This is a genomic window from Streptomyces glomeratus, from assembly GCF_021462825.1.
GTDB classification, from domain to species: domain Bacteria; phylum Actinomycetota; class Actinomycetes; order Streptomycetales; family Streptomycetaceae; genus Streptomyces; species Streptomyces glomeratus.
In genome coordinates, this window is sequence record NZ_JAKEEB010000019.1 from 21,236 (window position 1) to 38,673 (window position 17,438).

Annotated in this window: 11 protein-coding genes; 5 read left to right on the forward strand and 6 right to left on the reverse strand. The window is 70.8% G+C overall.

The window, feature by feature from the left end; genetic code table 11:
* Positions 1 to 59 precede the first annotated feature (59 nt).
* On the forward strand, positions 60 to 725 hold the full coding sequence (locus LZ604_RS21760; RefSeq protein ID WP_234517103.1) for an HAD family hydrolase: 666 nt from the start codon (positions 60 to 62) through the stop codon (positions 723 to 725).
* 79 nt (positions 726 to 804) lie between these two features.
* Here the strand turns inward: LZ604_RS21760 and LZ604_RS21765 are convergent, their stop codons facing one another.
* Entirely contained in the window at positions 805 to 1,371 is a 567-nt protein-coding gene (locus tag LZ604_RS21765; protein ID WP_234517104.1) for a DJ-1/PfpI family protein, read from the reverse strand.
* A 594-nt stretch (positions 1,372 to 1,965) separates the two neighbouring features.
* Between LZ604_RS21765 and LZ604_RS21770 the strand changes: the two genes are divergently transcribed.
* The 3 genes from LZ604_RS21770 (at position 1,966) to LZ604_RS21780 (ending at position 9,190) form a co-directional block, all read left to right on the forward strand.
* Positions 1,966 to 6,906, forward strand: coding sequence for an NAD-glutamate dehydrogenase (locus tag LZ604_RS21770; protein WP_234517105.1), 4,941 nt, complete (start codon positions 1,966 to 1,968; stop codon positions 6,904 to 6,906).
* Between the two features lie 203 nt (positions 6,907 to 7,109).
* On the forward strand, positions 7,110 to 7,634 hold the full coding sequence (locus LZ604_RS21775) for a GtrA family protein (protein ID WP_234517106.1): 525 nt from the start codon (positions 7,110 to 7,112) through the stop codon (positions 7,632 to 7,634).
* Positions 7,631 to 9,190 (forward strand): putative glycosyltransferase family protein, encoded by a 1,560-nt coding sequence (locus LZ604_RS21780; RefSeq protein ID WP_372482177.1) that lies wholly within the window; start codon positions 7,631 to 7,633, stop codon positions 9,188 to 9,190. The genes LZ604_RS21775 and LZ604_RS21780 overlap by 4 nt, the downstream gene beginning before the upstream one ends.
* Before the next feature lie 100 nt (positions 9,191 to 9,290).
* Here the strand turns inward: LZ604_RS21780 and LZ604_RS21785 are convergent, their stop codons facing one another.
* The 4 genes from LZ604_RS21785 to LZ604_RS21800 form a co-directional block, all read right to left on the reverse strand.
* A complete protein-coding gene (locus tag LZ604_RS21785) occupies positions 9,291 to 10,952 on the reverse strand; it encodes a glycosyltransferase family 2 protein (RefSeq protein WP_234517107.1) in 1,662 nt (553 codons plus the stop codon).
* Positions 10,949 to 13,183, reverse strand: a complete 2,235-nt coding sequence (locus LZ604_RS21790) for a CDP-glycerol glycerophosphotransferase family protein (RefSeq protein ID WP_234517108.1) — start codon at positions 13,181 to 13,183, stop codon at positions 10,949 to 10,951. Before LZ604_RS21790 ends, LZ604_RS21785 begins: the two co-directional genes overlap by 4 nt.
* Before the next feature lie 74 nt (positions 13,184 to 13,257).
* Entirely contained in the window at positions 13,258 to 14,118 is an 861-nt protein-coding gene (locus LZ604_RS21795) for an ABC transporter ATP-binding protein (RefSeq protein WP_234517109.1), read from the reverse strand.
* Positions 14,111 to 15,025: an ABC transporter permease gene (locus tag LZ604_RS21800; protein WP_234517110.1), complete on the reverse strand. Its 915-nt coding sequence runs from the start codon at positions 15,023 to 15,025 to the stop codon at positions 14,111 to 14,113. The genes LZ604_RS21795 and LZ604_RS21800 overlap by 8 nt, the downstream gene beginning before the upstream one ends.
* Positions 15,026 to 15,286: 261 nt before the next feature.
* On the opposite strand from LZ604_RS21800, the gene LZ604_RS21805 reads away from it, so the two are divergent.
* Positions 15,287 to 15,913: a TetR/AcrR family transcriptional regulator gene (locus LZ604_RS21805; RefSeq protein ID WP_234517111.1), complete on the forward strand. Its 627-nt coding sequence runs from the start codon at positions 15,287 to 15,289 to the stop codon at positions 15,911 to 15,913.
* A 566-nt stretch (positions 15,914 to 16,479) separates the two neighbouring features.
* On the opposite strand, the gene LZ604_RS21810 is transcribed toward LZ604_RS21805, so the two are convergent.
* Positions 16,480 to 17,433: an ADP-ribosylglycohydrolase family protein gene (locus LZ604_RS21810; protein ID WP_234517112.1), complete on the reverse strand. Its 954-nt coding sequence runs from the start codon at positions 17,431 to 17,433 to the stop codon at positions 16,480 to 16,482.
* Positions 17,434 to 17,438: the final 5 nt, after the last annotated feature.

The window sequence follows — 17,438 nt, forward strand, 5'->3', positions numbered from 1 at the left end:
CCCGCTCCCCGAGTCCGGGGCACCGGTGATTGTCAGTGGTACCGGGTACTTTTTCCGGCATGGGGATGTACGGAAGCGCGCACATTGTGTGGGACTGGAACGGGACGCTGTTCCACGACAATGAGGCGATCATCGGGGCGACGAACGCGGCGTTCGCGGAGCTCGGCCTGGAGCCGATCACGCTGGAGAAGTACCGGGCGCTGTACTGCGTGCCGGTGCCGAAGTTCTACGAGCGGCTGATGGGGCGGCTGCCCACCGACACCGAGTGGGAGGTCATGGACGAGATCTTCCACCGCTACTACGCGGAGCACCGGATCCGGTGCGGGCTCACCGAGGGCGCGGTGGAGCTGCTCGCGGGCTGGCGGTCGGCGGGCCACAGCCAGTCCCTGCTGAGCATGTACATGCACGAGGAACTCGTGCCGCTCGTGCGGGGATTCGGGATCGAGGGGCACTTCGTGCGGGTGGAGGGGCGGACCGGTCCCTCCGGGGGCAGCAAGGCCGAACACATGGTCCGCCATATACGGACCCTCGACGGCGTCGATCCCTCGCGCACGGTGGTGATCGGGGACGCCGCCGACGACGCGGTCGCCGCCCTGCACGTCGGAGCGCGGGCCGTTCTGTACACGGGAGGCTCGCACGGCCGCGCCAGCCTGGAGGTGGCCGGGGTGCCCGTCGTCGACACACTGGAGCAGGCGGTCGCGGAGGCCGAGCGCCTGGCGGCGTGACGGACGCGGCGCCCATGGGCGCCGCATCCACCCCCCACGCACCGCTTCCCCCCGGCGCACCGCACCTTCGCGAGGCGACTCAGCTCACCGGTGCCTTCGCCCGCAGTACCGTCAGGAACTCACGCATCCAGCCGGGGTGGTCCGGCCAGGCGCGGGACGAGACGAGGGTGCCGTCGACGACCGCCTCCGCGTCCTGGAAGGTGGCGCCGGCCGCCTGCATGTCCAGCTCCAGAGCCGGATAGGCGGTGACGCGACGTCCGCGCAGGGCGTCCACCGCGGCGGTCAGGAGGGGGCCGTGGCAGATCTGGGCGACCGGCTTGTCGGTGTCGAAGAACGCCTTCACGATCTTGCGGAGCTCGGCATCGTTGCGGAGGTACTCGGGGGCGCGCCCGCCGGGCAGGACGAGGGCGATGTAGTCACCGGGGTCGACGTCGGAGAAGGCGAGGTCGGCGGGCCAGGTGTAGCCGGGTTTCTCGGTGTAGGTGTCGAAGCCGGGTTCGAAGTCGTGGACGACGAAGCGGAGGGTCTTCCGGGTGGGTGCCGCGATGTGGACCTCGTAGCCCTCCTCGCGCAGGCGCTGGTAGGGGTACAGGACCTCCAGTGATTCCGCCGCGTCGCCGGCGACGATCAGGATCTTCTGCGTCATGTCCGCTGTGCTCCCCTCAATCGTGCGGGCGGCCCCGTCGGGTGCCTTCCGGCAACGTGCCTCAAGCCGGGGACACTGCCAAGGGGGCCCGTACGGTTCGTACGGCCATGCTCGCACCGAAGGCCCTGCACGGCAGTGCCTCCTGCGCCCCTGTGCAGAACGTCAAACTTCCACCCCCTGTTTTGTACACATACGGCTCATGACGTGCCCCCCGTGGGGAGCGATAGCCTGGTGGCGTGATCAGCGCGATACCTCGCGGGGACGTCGTCGTCCCTGCCTTGCGCCCGGTGAGCACGGACGACATCCGTGACCGGGCGGCGGTCGCTGGTCTTCGCAGGCGGGGCCGGTCGGACAGGGCGCCGCAGGCGCCCGGTACGGCAACCGGGGCGCCGGGGACGCGAGGGGCGCGGAGCGCGCCGAGAGCAGCGTCACAGTCGCCGAGGGCGTCGGAATTGGCCGATAACCCCCCACCCATCTCTCCATGCGGCATAGCGTCGAACCAGACCGGACACCCCGCGTCGCGGCGTTACGCCGGAGAAGAGACCGTACTTCCTTCTACGTCACGCAACGGCGCGCGACAGGAGCCAGAGGACAATGCAGACCAAGCTGGACGAAGCCAAGGCCGAGTTGCTCGAGAGGGCCACCCGGGTAGCTGAGAACAGCCCGGTCGGGGGGCACCTACCGACTGGGACGACGGGCGCGGGAACCCCGGACCGGGACACCGTGCTCGCGTTCCTCCAGCGCTACTACCTGCACACCGCCCCGGAGGACCTGACCGACCGCGACCCGGTCGACGTCCTGGGAGCCGCGTTCTCGCACTACAGACTGGCCGAAACACGTCCCCAGGGCACGGCCAACGTGCGGGTCCACACCCCCACCGTCGAGGAGAACGGCTGGACCTGCAGCCACTCCGTCGTGGAGGTCGTGACCGACGACATGCCCTTCCTGGTCGACTCCGTGACCAACGAGCTGTCACGGCAGGGCCGCGGCATCCACGTCGTCGTCCACCCGCAGTTCGTCGTCCGCCGTGACCTGACCGGCAAGCTGCTCGAGGTGCTGCCCGAGGCGCCCGGCGTCGAGCTGCCGCACGATGCGCACATCGAGTCCTGGATCCACGTCGAGATCGACCGCGAGACCGACCGCTCCGACCTCAAGCAGATCACCGCCGACCTGCTGCGCGTCCTGTCCGACGTCCGTGAGGCCGTCGAGGACTGGGAGAAGATGCGCGAGTGCGCGCTGCGCGTCGCCGAGGGGCTCCAGAAGGAATCGCTGCCCGGAGACCTGCCCGAGGCCGAGGTCGAGGAGGCCGGCGAGCTGCTGCGCTGGCTGGCCGCCGACCACTTCACCTTCCTCGGCTACCGCGAGTACGAGCTGCGGGAGGACGACGCGCTGGCCGCCGTGCCCGGCACCGGACTCGGAATACTGCGATCGGACCCGCACCACGCGGGTGGCGAGAGCCACCCGGTCAGCCCGTCCTTCGAGCGGCTGCCCGCCGACGCCCGCGCCAAGGCCCGCGAGCACAAGCTGCTGGTTCTCACCAAGGCCAACAGCCGCGCGACCGTGCACCGGCCGTCGTACCTCGACTACGTCGGCGTGAAGAAGTTCGACGAGAACGGCAACGTCGTCGGCGAGCGCCGGTTCCTCGGTCTGTTCTCGTCCGCCGCCTACACGGAGTCGGTGCGCCGCGTGCCCGTCATCCGGCGCAAGGTCGACGAGGTCCTCAGGGGCGCCGGTTTCTCCCCCAACAGCCACGACGGCCGCGATCTGCTCCAGATCCTGGAGACCTACCCGCGCGACGAGCTGTTCCAGACCCCGGCCGACGAGCTGCGCTCCATCGTCACCTCCGTCCTCTACCTCCAGGAGCGCCGCCGGCTGCGGCTCTACCTGCGTCAGGACGAGTACGGGCGCTACTACTCGGCCCTCGTCTACCTGCCGCGCGACCGCTACACCACGGGCGTGAGGCTGCGGATCATCGACATCCTCAAGGAGGAGCTCGGTGGTACCAGCGTCGACTTCACGGCCTGGAACACCGAGTCGATCCTCTCCCGGCTGCACTTCGTCGTGCGCGTCCCGCAGGGCACCGAGCTGCCGCAGCTGTCCGACGCCGACAAGGAGCGCATCGAGGCGCGGCTGGTGGAGGCCGCCCGCTCCTGGACCGACTCCTTCAACGAGGCGCTGAACGCCGAACTCGGCGAGGAGCGCGCCTCCGAGCTGCAGCGCCGCTACGCCAACGCCTTCCCCGAGGGCTACAAGGCCGATCACACCCCGCGCGCCGCGGTCGCCGACCTGGTCCACCTCGAGCAGCTCAGCACCGAGGAGGGCGGCCGGAACTTCGCGCTCAGCCTGTACGAGCCGGTCGGTGTCGGCCCCGGCGAGCGCCGCTTCAAGATCTACCGCAAGGGTGAGTCCGTCTCCCTGTCCGCCGTGCTGCCGGTGCTCCAGCGGCTCGGCGTCGAGGTCATCGACGAGCGCCCCTACGAGCTGCGTTGCGCGGACCGCACGAACGCGTGGATCTACGACTTCGGTCTGCGCCTGCCCAAGTCGCTGATCGGCAACGGCGACTACCTCGGCGACGACGCCCGTGAGCGGTTCCAGGAGGCCTTCGCCGCCAGCTGGACCGGGCAGGCCGAGAACGACGGCTTCAACGCCCTGGTGCTGAGCGCCGGGCTCACCTGGCGGCAGGCGATGGTGCTGCGCGCATACGCCAAGTACCTGCGCCAGGCCGGTTCCACCTTCAGCCAGGACTACATGGAGGACACCCTCCGCAACAATGTCCACACCACCCGGCTGCTGGTCTCGCTGTTCGAGGCGCGGATGTCGCCGGGGCGGCAGCGGGCCGGCCTGGAGCTGACCGACGCCCTGCTGGAGGAGCTGGACGCCGCCCTGGACCAGGTGGCCTCGCTGGACGAGGACCGCATCCTGCGCTCCTTCCTCACCCTGATCAAGGCCACCCTGCGCACCAACTTCTTCCAGGAGTCGCACGGCGGCAAGCCGCACGAGTACGTCTCGATGAAGTTCGACCCGCAGGCCATCCCTGACCTGCCGGCGCCGCGCCCGGCGTACGAGATCTGGGTGTACTCGCCGAAGGTCGAGGGCGTGCACCTGCGCTTCGGCAAGGTCGCGCGCGGTGGTCTGCGCTGGTCCGACCGGCGTGAGGACTTCCGCACCGAGATCCTCGGCCTGGTCAAGGCGCAGATGGTGAAGAACACCGTCATCGTGCCGGTGGGCGCCAAGGGCGGCTTCGTCGCCAAGCAGCTGCCGGACCCGGCCGTGGACCGCGACGCCTGGCTCGCGGAGGGCATCCGCAGCTACCGCACCTTCATCTCGGCGCTGCTCGACATCACCGACAACATGGTGGCCGGCGAGGTCGTGCCGCCCGCGGACGTGGTCCGGCACGACTCCGACGACACCTACCTCGTGGTGGCCGCCGACAAGGGCACGGCGACGTTCTCCGACATCGCCAACGAGGTCGCCGAGAGCTACGGCTTCTGGCTCGGTGACGCCTTCGCCTCCGGCGGCTCTGCGGGCTACGACCACAAGAAGATGGGCATCACCGCCCGCGGCGCGTGGGAGTCCGTGAAGCGGCACTTCCGGGAGCTGGGCGTCGACACCCAGGCCGAGGACTTCACCGTGGTGGGCATCGGCGACATGTCCGGTGACGTGTTCGGCAACGGCATGCTGCTGTCCGAGCACATCCGCCTGGTCGCGGCCTTCGACCACCGGCACATCTTCCTCGACCCGACCCCGGACGCGGCGACCTCGTACGCGGAGCGCCGCCGCCTGTTCGAGCTGCCGCGCTCGTCGTGGGCCGACTACGACACCGAGCTGCTGTCGGCGGGCGGCGGTGTGTTCCCGCGGTCGGCGAAGTCGATCCCGATCAACGCGCACATCCGCGAGGCGCTCGGCATCGAGGGCTCGGTCATGAAGATGACCCCGGCCGACCTGATGAAGGCGATCCTCGAGGCGCCGGTGGACCTGCTGTGGAACGGCGGCATCGGCACCTACGTCAAGTCCTCGACGGAGTCGAACGCGGACGTCGGCGACAAGGCGAACGACGCCATCCGCGTGGACGGCAAGGATCTGCGGGTCAAGGTCGTCGGCGAGGGCGGCAACCTGGGTCTGACCCAGCTCGGCCGGATCGAGTTCGCCCAGCACGGCGGCAAGATCAACACGGATGCCATCGACAACAGCGCGGGCGTGGACACCTCCGACCACGAGGTGAACATCAAGATCCTGCTCAACGCGGTCGTGTCCAACGGGGATCTGACGGTCAAGCAGCGCAATCAGCTGCTCGCCGAGATGACCGACGAGGTCGGCTTCCTGGTGCTGCGCAACAACTACGCGCAGAACGTGGCGATCGCCAACGCCCTGTTCCAGTCGAAGGACATGCTCCACGCACAGCACCGGTTCCTGCGCCACCTGGTCCGCGAGGGCCACCTCGACCGGGCGCTGGAGTTCCTGCCCACCGACCGGCAGATCCGGGAGAGGCTCAACGCCGGCCAGGGCCTGACCGGTCCGGAGACTGCCGTTCTGCTGGCCTACACCAAGATCACGGTCGCCAAGGAGCTGCTGGAGACGCAGCTGCCCGACGACCCGTATCTGCGCCGCCTGCTGCACGCCTACTTCCCGACGGCGCTGCGCGAGCGGTTCCCCGAGCAGATCGACGGACACGCGCTGAGCCGTGAGATCGTGACGACCCTGCTCGTCAACGACACGGTCAACACGGGTGGTACGAGCTTCCTGCACCGTCTGCGCGAGGAGACGGGCGCCTCGCTGGAGGAGATCGTGAGGGCGCAGACCGCGTCCCGCGCGATCTTCCACTCCGGCGCGGTGTGGGACGCGGTCGAGGCCCTCGACAACAAGGTCGACGCCGACGTCCAGACCCGTATCCGGCTGCACTCCCGCCGCCTCGTCGAGCGCGGTACGCGCTGGCTGCTGAACAACCGGCCGCAGCCGCTTCAGCTCGGCGAGACCATCGCGTTCTTCAGCGAGCGTGTCGAGCAGGTCTGGAGCGAGCTGCCCAAGCTGCTGCGCGGCGCGGACCTGGAGTGGTGGCAGAAGATCTACGACGAGCTGACGGGCGCGGGCGTCCCGGACGAACTCGCCACGCGCGTGGCCGGGTTCTCCTCCGCCTTCCCGACGCTCGACATCGTCTCGGTGGCCGACCGCACCGGCAAGGACCCGATGGACGTCGCCGAGGTCTACTACGACCTCGCCGACCGCCTCGGCATCACCCAGCTCATGGACCGCATCATCGAACTGCCGCGCGCGGACCGGTGGCAGTCGATGGCGCGGGCGGCGATCCGTGAGGACCTCTACGCGGCCCACGCGGGTCTGACGGCCGATGTCCTGGCCGTGGGCAACGGCACCTCCACGCCGGAGCAGCGGTTCGAGGCGTGGCGGGAGAAGAACGGGGCGATCCTGGCCCGGGCCCGGACGACCCTCGACGAGATCGCCAACTCGGACTCGTTCGACCTCGCGAACCTCTCGGTCGCGATGCGCACGATGCGGACCCTGCTGCGGACGCACAGCTAGTCCCGGTACGAAGACGGGGGCGCCTCCTGGGTGGGGCGCCCCCGTCGGCGTATCGACGGAGCATTCCCCCGTCCACCCGTCACGTACCGCTTTCTTGCCAAGACCTAGGGGAATTCCGGCGGTCACTTTACTCTCGCTCGCTAAACACGACGTTTGGACTAGGTTTGGCGTGATCGTCGGACGAGCGTGGAGGACCCGTACCCGTGACTGTGAACCTCTCCGAGCAGCGGCCCCAGGTCGCTCGCCCGGTCGCCGAGCCCGCCGTCCCCATGCCCGTGAGCGCCCCCGTCCCGGCGCTTGCCCGGGTCCGGCGGCTCGCGGTCGAGGTGGCCAAGTTCGGGGTCGTCGGCGGCAGCGGTGTCGCGGTCAACTTCCTCGTCTTCAATGCCCTTCTGCACGGCCTGGCATGGGCTCCCATGACGGCGACCGTCCTCGCCAGCGTCATCGCCATGGGCACCAACTACCTGGGCTTCCGCTTCTTCGCCTACCGGGACCGTGCCTCGCGCACCCGGCAGCAGATCGTGCTGTTCTTCGTCTTCAGCGGGATCGGCGTGGTGATGGAGAGCGTGCTGTTCTACGCCGGCTACCACGGCCTGGGCATGGACGGGCCGTTCGGCTCCAACGTGGCGAAGGCGCTGTCGATCGTGCTGGCGTCGGCGTTCCGCTTCCTGGTGTACCGCACCTGGGTCTTCCAGCACGAGGCGAAGCAGGGCCACGGCGCCCGATGAGCGTGACCGCACAGGACACCGGCGGAGGGCAGGGGACCGGGGGACGGCTCAGCGGCCCCGGGGGGCCGTTCGCGGCCGCCGGGACGCCGCGTGGTGCCGTGGGCGCCGCGCTGTGGGCGGCCGCGGCGCTGTTCGTCGTGCTGATGCTGCTGGTGATCGTGCGGCTGCCCTGGGCCGGCGATCTCGGTATGCACGCGGCGACCGTGGAGCGGCTGCGGCACCGGCTGCTGGACCCCGGCAACCCCCTGGTCGACGAGAACACACCGAGCCCGTACTACTCGCCGTGGACCGTCTTCCTCGGCGTGCTCGCCCGCCTGACCGGGCTGTCCGTCTGGGTCGTGCTGCGCATCGGCGCGCTGATCGGCCTGACGCTGCTGGTGACGGGCGTGTGGCGATACGTCCGGGCGTTGACCGCCCACCGTCTCGCGCCGCCGCTCGCCCTGCTGTGCGTGGTGCTGCTGTGGGGCACCCAGGTGTTCAACTGGAGCGGCTTCCTCGGGCTCAACTCGCTGGCGCTGACCGTGGCCTACCCCAGCGTTCTGGCGCTGGGGCTCGCCTTCCACTTCTGGGCGCTGCTGACGCGGGCACTGAAGGGAGGGTCCGCGGGCTGGACGGTCTGCCTCGGGTTGGGTGCGCTGTGGGCGGTGATTCTGCTCAGCCACCAGTTCACCGGAGTCGTGGCGACGCTGGGCGCGCTGGCGACGGTGGTCGGTGCGCGCGCCGGACGCGGGGAGTGGCTGCGGCTCGGCGCCGGAGTCCTGCTCGGTGTGCTGGTCCTCGCACTGTGGCCCTACTACGACTTCTTCGCGCTGTTCCGGGTGGGCGGCCTGGAGGTGATACACCGGCCGCTGTACCAGCACCTGTTCCCCCGGTTCTGCCTGGTCCTGGTCGGGGTGGCGGCGCTCGCCCTCCGGGCCCGGCGTGACCTGCGGGATCCGCTCGTGGTGTTCTTCCTGCTCGGTGTGCTGATGTTCGCGGCGGGCGGGCTGACGGGGCACTACTCCTGGGGGCGGGCGCTGCCGGCGGTGCTGATCCCGGCGCAGGTCGCGGCGGCCGTGGAGGTGGCCGGCGCGGCGCGCGGCACCCTCCGGAACGCGGGCGCGTGGGTGCTGGCGGCCGCGCTCGGGGTGGGTGCGTGGACACAGGTGCAGACCGTCGGATACGTGGTGGGGCGCAGCGCTCTGCCCGCGCCGGTCGCCGCGAAGTACCGGGTGCCCTGGGTGGGGTACCACTGGATCACGCCGTGGGTGCGGTACGGGGACGTGGTGATGGCGACGACGTATCCCGCGCGGCAGATTCCGGCGTACGGGGCGTACACCGTGGCGCCGGGGTATCCGGACTTCTTCCTGCCGGACGAGGCGAAGCGGGAGGCGGCGGTGCGGACGTACTTCACGGCGAGGTCGTCGCGGAGCGAGCGTCTGGGCGTGCTGCGGACGTACGGCGTGCGGTGGGTCGTGCAGCGGCGGGCCGACGGCGGACTGCCACCGGGCGACCGGGCGCTGCGCCGGGTGGCGTCGGGACCGGGCGGCCAGGTGCTGTACGAGGTGGTGCGCTGAGGCGCCGCCGCTTCAGGCCGGGCGCCGTCGCGGGAAGCCCGGCCTGGTGTCCTCGGTGCCGAGACGGTGGGGCGGACCGCTCGGTCCGCCCCAGAACGTGTCACCGCAGGACGCTGCGGACCAGCCGTGCCGCCTCTCGCACCCGTGGTCCCGCCACCCTGCGGACCACCGGTCCCACCCGGGCCGTGAGACCCACCGGGCGCCACCGGATCTGCAGGCGGCCCGCTCCGCGGCCCTCCGGCTCCACCGTGACCTGGTGCGGCAGCGTGCCGACCTGGGTGGCCGTCAGGGCCGGGAAGGACAGCGGGGCCAGCAGGACGCCCGAGTTGGACATGCCCTGCTGGTTCAGGCGCAGCACCGGGTGACGGACGCCGTCGAAGCCCTGCACGGGCAGGTGCGCCGCCGCGATGTCCAACCGGACCCGCCCCTCGAAGACACCGGGACGGACCGGGTCCAGGCGGAACGCCGTCACCAGCTGGCGCCGGCCGGGCGTGACCACGATGCTGGCCCGCTGCGGTCCCACGGGCAGCCGCAGGCCGGGGTCGTACGTCCGGATCGAGAGGTCGACCGTGACGCCCGGACCCGGCGTCACGGAAGTGATCTCGTGGCGGAACTGCGCGCTGGAGAACGGCCGGTACTCCAGCTCCAGGTCGGTGATGTCGAGTTCCCGGCGCGCCCAGGTGGAGGACGGGATCTCGGCCCCCCAGTAGGTCCGGCCCGATTCGTCCGTCACCGTCCGGCGGGGGGCGACGCCGTGGCCGAGTCCCCGCGCCGCCAGCTGCGCCTCCGCCGTCCGCCGCTCGCGCACCAGCTGGGTCACCACCCGCTCGGCGCGCGGAAGCCGCGCGTATGCGGTGGGGTCCAGCGTCTCCAGATACGGCGTCACCAGTTCCGCGAAGCCGGCCAGCCACTCCTCGTCGCGGTACGGCAGGTCACCCGCGTACATCCGGAAGTCGTGCTTGAGGAACTTGTAGTCCTTGTCCGCCCGGAGGGACTCATGGCCGCTCTCGGTCAGGAACGCGTCGATCAGGGTCTGCACATGGATGCGGTCGCGGACGTTGGAGAGCTTGTGCCGCTGGTTGGAGATCGACGCCGCCTCCGCCGCCACATACGGGGCTATGTACCAGCGGTAGACCGGCTCGGGGATGACCGTGAAGGCGCGGGCCAGGCAGTACGCCTGCGCCGAGAACAGCTGGTCCTCGTAGTGAATGCCCTCGGGGAAGCGCAGCTCGTGCCGGTCGAGGAAGTCCCGCCGGTACATCTTGCTCGTCGAGAGGTGCTCGAAGAGCAGGCCCGGTTCGGACTCGATGCCCTCGACCGTGCGCCGTTCGGCCACCAGGTGCGGCATCCAGGTCGAGCGCCGGCCGGTGTCGACGCGCACGCGCTCCACCGCGCCCATGGCGAAGTCGACGTCACGCTCGCGGTGCGCGTTGAGCAGCAGTTCGACGGCGTTCTCGGGCAGCTCGTCGTCGCTGTCCAGGAACATCAGGAACGGCGCCCGGGCGATGTCGACGGCCCTGTTGCGCGGGGCACTGCAACCGCCGCTGTTCTCGGGCAGGCGCAGATACCGCACCCGCTCGTCCTGCGCCTGAAGCCGGCGTGCCACCGTCGGGGTGTCGTCCGTCGAGTGGTCGTCGCTGATGATCACTTCGATGTTGGTGTACGTCTGCCGCAGCAGCGAGGCCACCGCGCGCGGCAGGCGTTCCGCGTCGTTGTAGACGATGACGGTGATCGTCACATCGGGGGTACGGGTCGTCGTCACGCCGTCGCCTCCTCGGGGGTCGGGGCCGGGGTCCGTTCGTCCACCGGGACCACGGGCGGCAGCGACTCCTCGCTCTCGCCCAGGAAGACCCGGCGCACCACCCGCTCGGCCGCCCGTCCGTCGTCGAACTCGCAGAACCTGCGCCGGAAGGCGGTGAGCGCCTTTCGCGCGGCCTCGTCCCGCCATGCGCCCGTCTCGAAGACGGCTGCCAGCTCTTCCTGGGTGTGCGCCACCTGCCCCGGCGCCTCGGCCATCAGATCGAAGTAGACGCCCCGCGTCTTCGCGTACGTCTCCCAGTCGTCGGCGTAGATCACGATCGGACGGTTCAGGTTGGCGTAGTCGAACATGATCGACGAGTAGTCCGTGACCAGGGCGTCCGCCGCCAGGGAGAGTTCCTCGACCGGGTCGTACGACGACACGTCGATCACCCGGCCGGAGCGGCGCAGACCGGCCAGCGGGGAGGCCGCGCCGCCGTAGAAGTAGTGGCCGCGGACCAGCAGGACCGTGTCCTCGCCGAGCCGGTCGGCGAGCGAGGCGAGGTCCAGGCGCGGCGTCCAGCCCGCCTCGTAGTCGCGGTGGGTGGGGGCGTACAGGATGGCCCGGCGGCCCGGGGCTATGCCCAGGCGGTCGCGTATCGCGCGGACGTCCTCGGCCGTCGCCGAGTAGAAGACGTCGTTGCGCGGATAGCCGTAGTCCAGCGAGGTGTAGCGCGAGGGGTAGGCGCGTTCCCACATGCGGGTGGAGTGGCTGTTCGCGGAGACGCTGTAGTCCCACTTGTCGATGCGGGCCAGCAGGGCGTCGAAGTCCAGCCCCTTGGAGGCGGCGGGGAAGTCCACCTGGTCCAGGCCCATGCGCTTGAGCGGGGTGCCGTGGTGGGTCTGCAGATGGATCGCGTCCGGGCGCTTCGCCACCGCGTTGGGGAAGTTGACGTTGTTGACCAGGTACTTGGCCTTCGCCATCACGTCCCAGTAGCGGCGCGAGCCGGGGATGACGTGGTCGGTGCCGGGAGGCAGAAGGGCCGCCTTGTTCCGGGCGACCACCCACACGGGGTGGATGTGCGGGGCGAGCTCGGCGAGCTTCGCGGAGATCGCGGCCGGGTTGCAGGCCACGCCACGGTCCCAGTACGCCGAGAAGACGGCGAGGTGGGGATCGACGGGCTCCGTCAGCGCGCGGTGGTAGCGGAGGTCGCGCAGCTTGGCGCCGACCTGCCGCTTGCCCGCCGCGACCACGGACCGCACCTCGCGGCGCTTCTGGTTGGCGGCCTGGAAGACGCGGTACTTGGTGTACGCGTTCTCCTCCAGGAAGGCGTGGCGGACGCCCTCGAAGCCGGCCGGGCGCCGGTGGTGCTCCGGCCGCCACCGCACGGCGGCCTCGGAGGCGCGGCCGAAGAACTCCCGCGCCTCGGCCTCCGGCATTCCGCTGCGGCTGAAGACGCGCAGCAGGTCGCGGACCATCAGGTCGTACAGGACCGCCCGCGGTCCCTCGGAGGCGCCGCGCGCGGCGAGCAGCCGGTGCAGCCGCTCGTACCGCTCGAGGCACTGGTACCGCTGTGCGGTGGTCATCGGCGGCAGGCTCTGCTCGCGCAGCTCCCGTATCTCGTAGGCCACCTCGTCGAGCGCGGCGATCTCGTCGGCGTGCAGGAGCACGGCGAGGGCGGTGTACGTCTCGTCGTCGCCGAAGTCGGCGTCGGCCAGGTCGTCGCTGACGGCCCGGGAGCGCCAGAAGTCGGCGCGGATGATCCGGTTGCCCAGGACCGAGGTCACCCAGAGCAGCTGGGGGAAGTCGGCGAGCGGAGCGGCGCGGCGGCCGCCACCGGCCAGGTACCGGCCGTCCTGGCCGGGCCTGCCGGCGGTCTGCCAGGTGGAGCGGACATGGTTGACGACGAGGACGTCCGCCGTGTCGGCCAGTTCGGCGGTGCGGTCGGCGATCGCGCGCAGGGCACCGGCGGGCAGTCCGTCCTTGGCGTGCACGAAGTGCAGCCAGCGGCCGGTGGCCCGGTCGGCGCCCGCGGCCCGGGCCGCGCCGTCGCTCGTGCCGTCCGGCAGCGGCAGCACCACCATCCGGGGGTCCTCGGCGGCGCGCTGCTCGGCCTGTTGTCTGGCCCAGTCGCCCACGGCCGCGACGATCACCTCGGCTCCGGTGAACGGCTGGGCGGTGAGGGAATCCAGGAGTTCACCCAGATGACCTTGCGGATCGGGGCCGTGGACGATGACACTCAGCCCTGGTTGCACGTGGCCTCCTTGCTCTACAGACGCCCACGGCGGCACTGCTGTCGATGATCGGTGTGTTCGAGCGCTGTACTGGCTCAAGACGGAAGAGCCGCCTTTGCCGGTTCCGGTTGCTTCTGCTGCGGCTTCGGTGACGGGGCGGCCTTCTTCTCGCCACCCGTGAAGGCCTCGTAGGCCTCGAGGACCTCTTCGGTCGGGCCGTCCATGCGCAGCTCGCCCCGCTCCAGCCACAGCACCCGGTCGCAGGTGTCACGGATCGACTTGTTGTTGTGACTGACCAGGAAGACGGTTCCCGCATGCCGGCGCAGCTCGCGGATGCGTTCCTCGGACCGCTTCTGGAAGGAGCGGTCGCCGGTGGCGAGGGCCTCGTCGATGAGGAGGACGTCGTGGTCCTTGGCGGCGGCGATGGAGAAGCGCAGGCGGGCGGCCATGCCGGAGGAGTAGGTCCGCATGGGCAGCGTGATGAAGTCGCCCTTCTCGTTGATGCCGGAGAAGTCGACGATCTCCTGGTAGCGCTCCTTGACCTGCTCCCGGGTCATGCCCATGGCGAGGCCGCCGAGGTGGACGTTCCGCTCGCCGGTGAGGTCGTTCATCAGGGCCGCGTTCACGCCGAGCAGGGAGGGCTGGCCGTCGGTGTAGATCCTGCCGTTCTCCACGGGCAGCAGCCCGGCGACGGCCTTGAGCAGCGTCGACTTGCCGGAGCCGTTGGTTCCGATCAGGCCGATGGCCTCGCCCTTGTACGCGGTGAAGGACACGTTCTTGACGGCGTGCACCCGGCGTACGCCCGCGGCCTTCTCCGCCTGCTTGCGGCGCACGATGCGGTTGAGCGCGGCGGTGGCGGTGCCTCGGCCGGCGCCCGTGCCGTTGACGCGGTAGACGATGTCGACGCCGTCGCAGACGACGGTCGGGATGGGCTGGTCGCTGATCGGGTTAGCCACGGCCGTACGTCTCCTCAGCCTTCCAGAAGTAGATGAAGCCTCCGACACCGGCGATCAGGGCCCAGCCCGTGGCCGCCGCCCACACATGCGGGGGCAGCTGGTGCGCGTGGAAGCTGTCGATCAGCGCGAAGCGCATGAGGTCGATGTAGACGGCGGCCGGGTTGGTCTCCAGGGCGACCGTCACCAGGCGCGGCAGATGGTCCTTCGCGGTGAGGTTGTCGATGCTCCACATGACGCCCGACACGTACATCCAGGTCCGCAGGATGAACGGCATCAGCTGCGCGATGTCAGGGGTCTTCGCACCCATCCGGGCCATGATCATCGACACGCCGGCGTTGAACATGAACTGCAGGACGAGCGCCGGGATCGCCAGCAGCCAGGAGGCGGCGACCGGTACGCCGAAGCAGAGCAGGATGACGATCAGGGCGGCCATCGAGAACAGCAGCTGCTGGAGCTGCTGGAGGCAGAAGGAGATGGGCAGCGCGGCGCGCGGGAAGTGCAGCGCGCGTACGAGTCCCAGGTTCCCGGAGATCGCGCGGGTGCCCGCCATGATCGAGCTCTGTGTGAAGGTCCAGATGAACACGCCCGTGACCAGGAACGGGACATAGTCCGGGACGCCGTGCTTGGTGCCCAGCAGCACGCCGAAGATGAAGTAGTACACCGCCGCGTTCAGCAGCGGCGTCATGACCTGCCAGACCTGGCCGAGCTTCGCCTGGCTGTACTGGGCGGTGAGCTTGGCCGTGGCGAACGCCGTGATGAAGTGGCGGCGCGCCCACAGCTGGCGGACGTACTCGGGCAGCGAGGGACGGGCACCGCTGACCGAGAGGCCGTACCGGGCGGCGAGCTGTGCCGGGGTCTCGGCCGCTTCGGCTGCCGTGGGGGGCGGTGTGTGGAGGACCTGGCTCACATCCGCTGCTTTCGCTCGGGGGGGTCGGTTACGCGAACCGGTCCGCAGTCTTCCGCCATAGCGCCCCTTCTGGTACCACTGCCCGGCTTTTCTCACATTTCTTGCCGGGGTCTTGCCGGGCTCTAGGGCTCTTTTGCTGCTCTTGGGACTTTGGACTACTGCTCTTTACGTCGGGACGGGACCGTATCGTCGCAACGTGAGCGTAAGCCGTTGTGACGTCGGAACGCAACCGTTTCGTCGTCACGCCCTATGCTGGTCCGCATGACCACGAACGCCGACACTCCCCAGGCGCAACGGCGCCGCAGGGCGCCCGCGGGTGCGGCCGTGCTGCGCGAGGACGTGACGGAGGCCATTCGCGCGGCCGTCTTCGAGGAACTCGCGGCCGTCGGCTACGCCCGGATGTCCATCGAGGGCATCGCGCGCCGGGCGGGCGTCGGCAAGACCGCGGTGTACCGCCGGTGGCGCTCCAAGCTGCACCTGGTCCTCGACCTGGTCTCGGCGGTCGCGGTCCAGGGCCTGCCGGTCCCCGACACGGGATCCCTGGAGGGGGACCTGCGGCTGCTGTACGAGCTGACGTCACGCGCCCTGCGGCACCCGGTGGCCGGGCAGATCATCCCGGACCTCCAGGCGGAGGCGGCCCGCAACCCCGAGATCGCGGAGGCCATGCAGAAGGCGCTGCGGGAGGGCCAGCAGAGCGTGGCGAGCGGCATCGTCGCGGCGGCCGCCGCGCGCGGCGAGATCGGTGAGGGTATCGACCAGGACCTGGCCCTCGACCTGATCTCGGGACCGCTGTACTGGCGAGCGGTGGTGGTACGGGGCCCGAAGCTGCCGAAGGGATACCTGGCGGGTCTGGCCCGGGCGACCGCGGGGGCGTTGAAAGCGTTGTGAGGTGGGCACGCCCGCCCGAGCCCGCCGTGTGCCGGTCCGTGCCGTCCGTGGGTGACTGATCGGGGTTGCGGTGGTCCGCCGGGGCGTCGGGCGCCGCCCGCTCGACGCCCCGGCGGTGCCGCCCGCGGCGCGGCAAGCGAGGTGTCTGCGCCATCACCGTCGGCAACGCCGGACCGGTCGCGACCGACGGCACCGCGGTGACCGTGGTCGACACCCTCCCGCCCGGACTCACCGCCCGGCGCCCCCCGGTCCTGGACGGTCCTGGGTGCCGGCAGCACCGACGTGCACCCACAGCGACGTCCTGGAGCCCGGCCGGAGGTATCCACCCCCCATCCCGGCCGTCCGCGTCTCCTGCGGCGCCCCCGCCCATGTCACGAACACCGCCACCGTCACCGGCGGAGGAGACAGCGGCATGCAACCCCATCCCGGCCGTCCGCGTCTCCTGCGGCGCCCCCGCCCATGTCACGAACACCGCCACCGTCACCGGCGGAGGAGACAGCGGCATGCACACGGCCATGGACACCGCCGGCATCGAGCGCGGCAGACACTGCAGAGATGCGGCAGCACTAGTTCGTGTTCCGGCGAGCCAGGCCCTGGGCCAGTGCCACCAGTTGGGGCGACCTCAGGACGCGATCGCCGAAGCCCGGCAGCGGGACGTGCAACGGCTCGGTCCAGCGCTCCGGGATCGCGGCCGGGCCGTAGACCGCTCCGGCCAGCCCGCCGGTCACCGCCGCGACCGTGTCCGTGTCGCCGCCGAGGTCCACGGCGGCGCGCACGGCGTCCTCGTACGAGGTGGTGGTCCGCAGTGCCCAGACGGCGGAGCCGAGACAGGGCCAGACCGCCCCGTTGAACTCCGTCGCCCGGTCCGGATGCCAGTCGGGGGCCAGGACGGTCGCGTAGCGGACGCGGTGGCCGGGGTGGACGGCCCCGAGGACGTCCGGGAGCGCGGTAAGGGGATCCTCGCCGGTGAGTGCCACACGGATCAGCTCGTGGAAGATCGCCGTACCCTCCCAGGCCGCGCGGTCCCCGTGGGTGAGGGCGGCGATCCGGCGGGCGGCGCGCATGGTGGGCTCACGGCCGTGAGGCGCGAAGTAGACCGCCGAGGTGGCCGCGCGCATCAACGCGCCGTTGCCCGCGGCCCGTTGGTTCACCTGGAAGTGCAGGGCAGCCGCGAGGTCCCAGGGGTCGCCGCTGGAGAGGACGGCCTCGGTCTGCAGGCCGATGTCCTTGGGGCCGGCCGCCGCCCAGCGCCGGAACCGGTCGAAGACGTCCGGCAGTTCGAGGCCGCCGCGCTCCAGCAGTGACTCCCCGAGCAGTACCGCCATCTGTGTGTCGTCGGTCGCCTCGCCCGGATCCCAGCCGCCTCCCCCGCACATCTCGCCGCCGTGGCCCCGCAGGGGAAAGCGGGCCGAGAACGCGCCCTCGGGCCCGAACTCGAAGGGTGCGCCCAGGGCGTCGCCGACGGCGGAGCCGAGGATGGTGGCGATCGCCCGTCGGGTGTGGCCGGCCGAGTCGGTCATCGGGG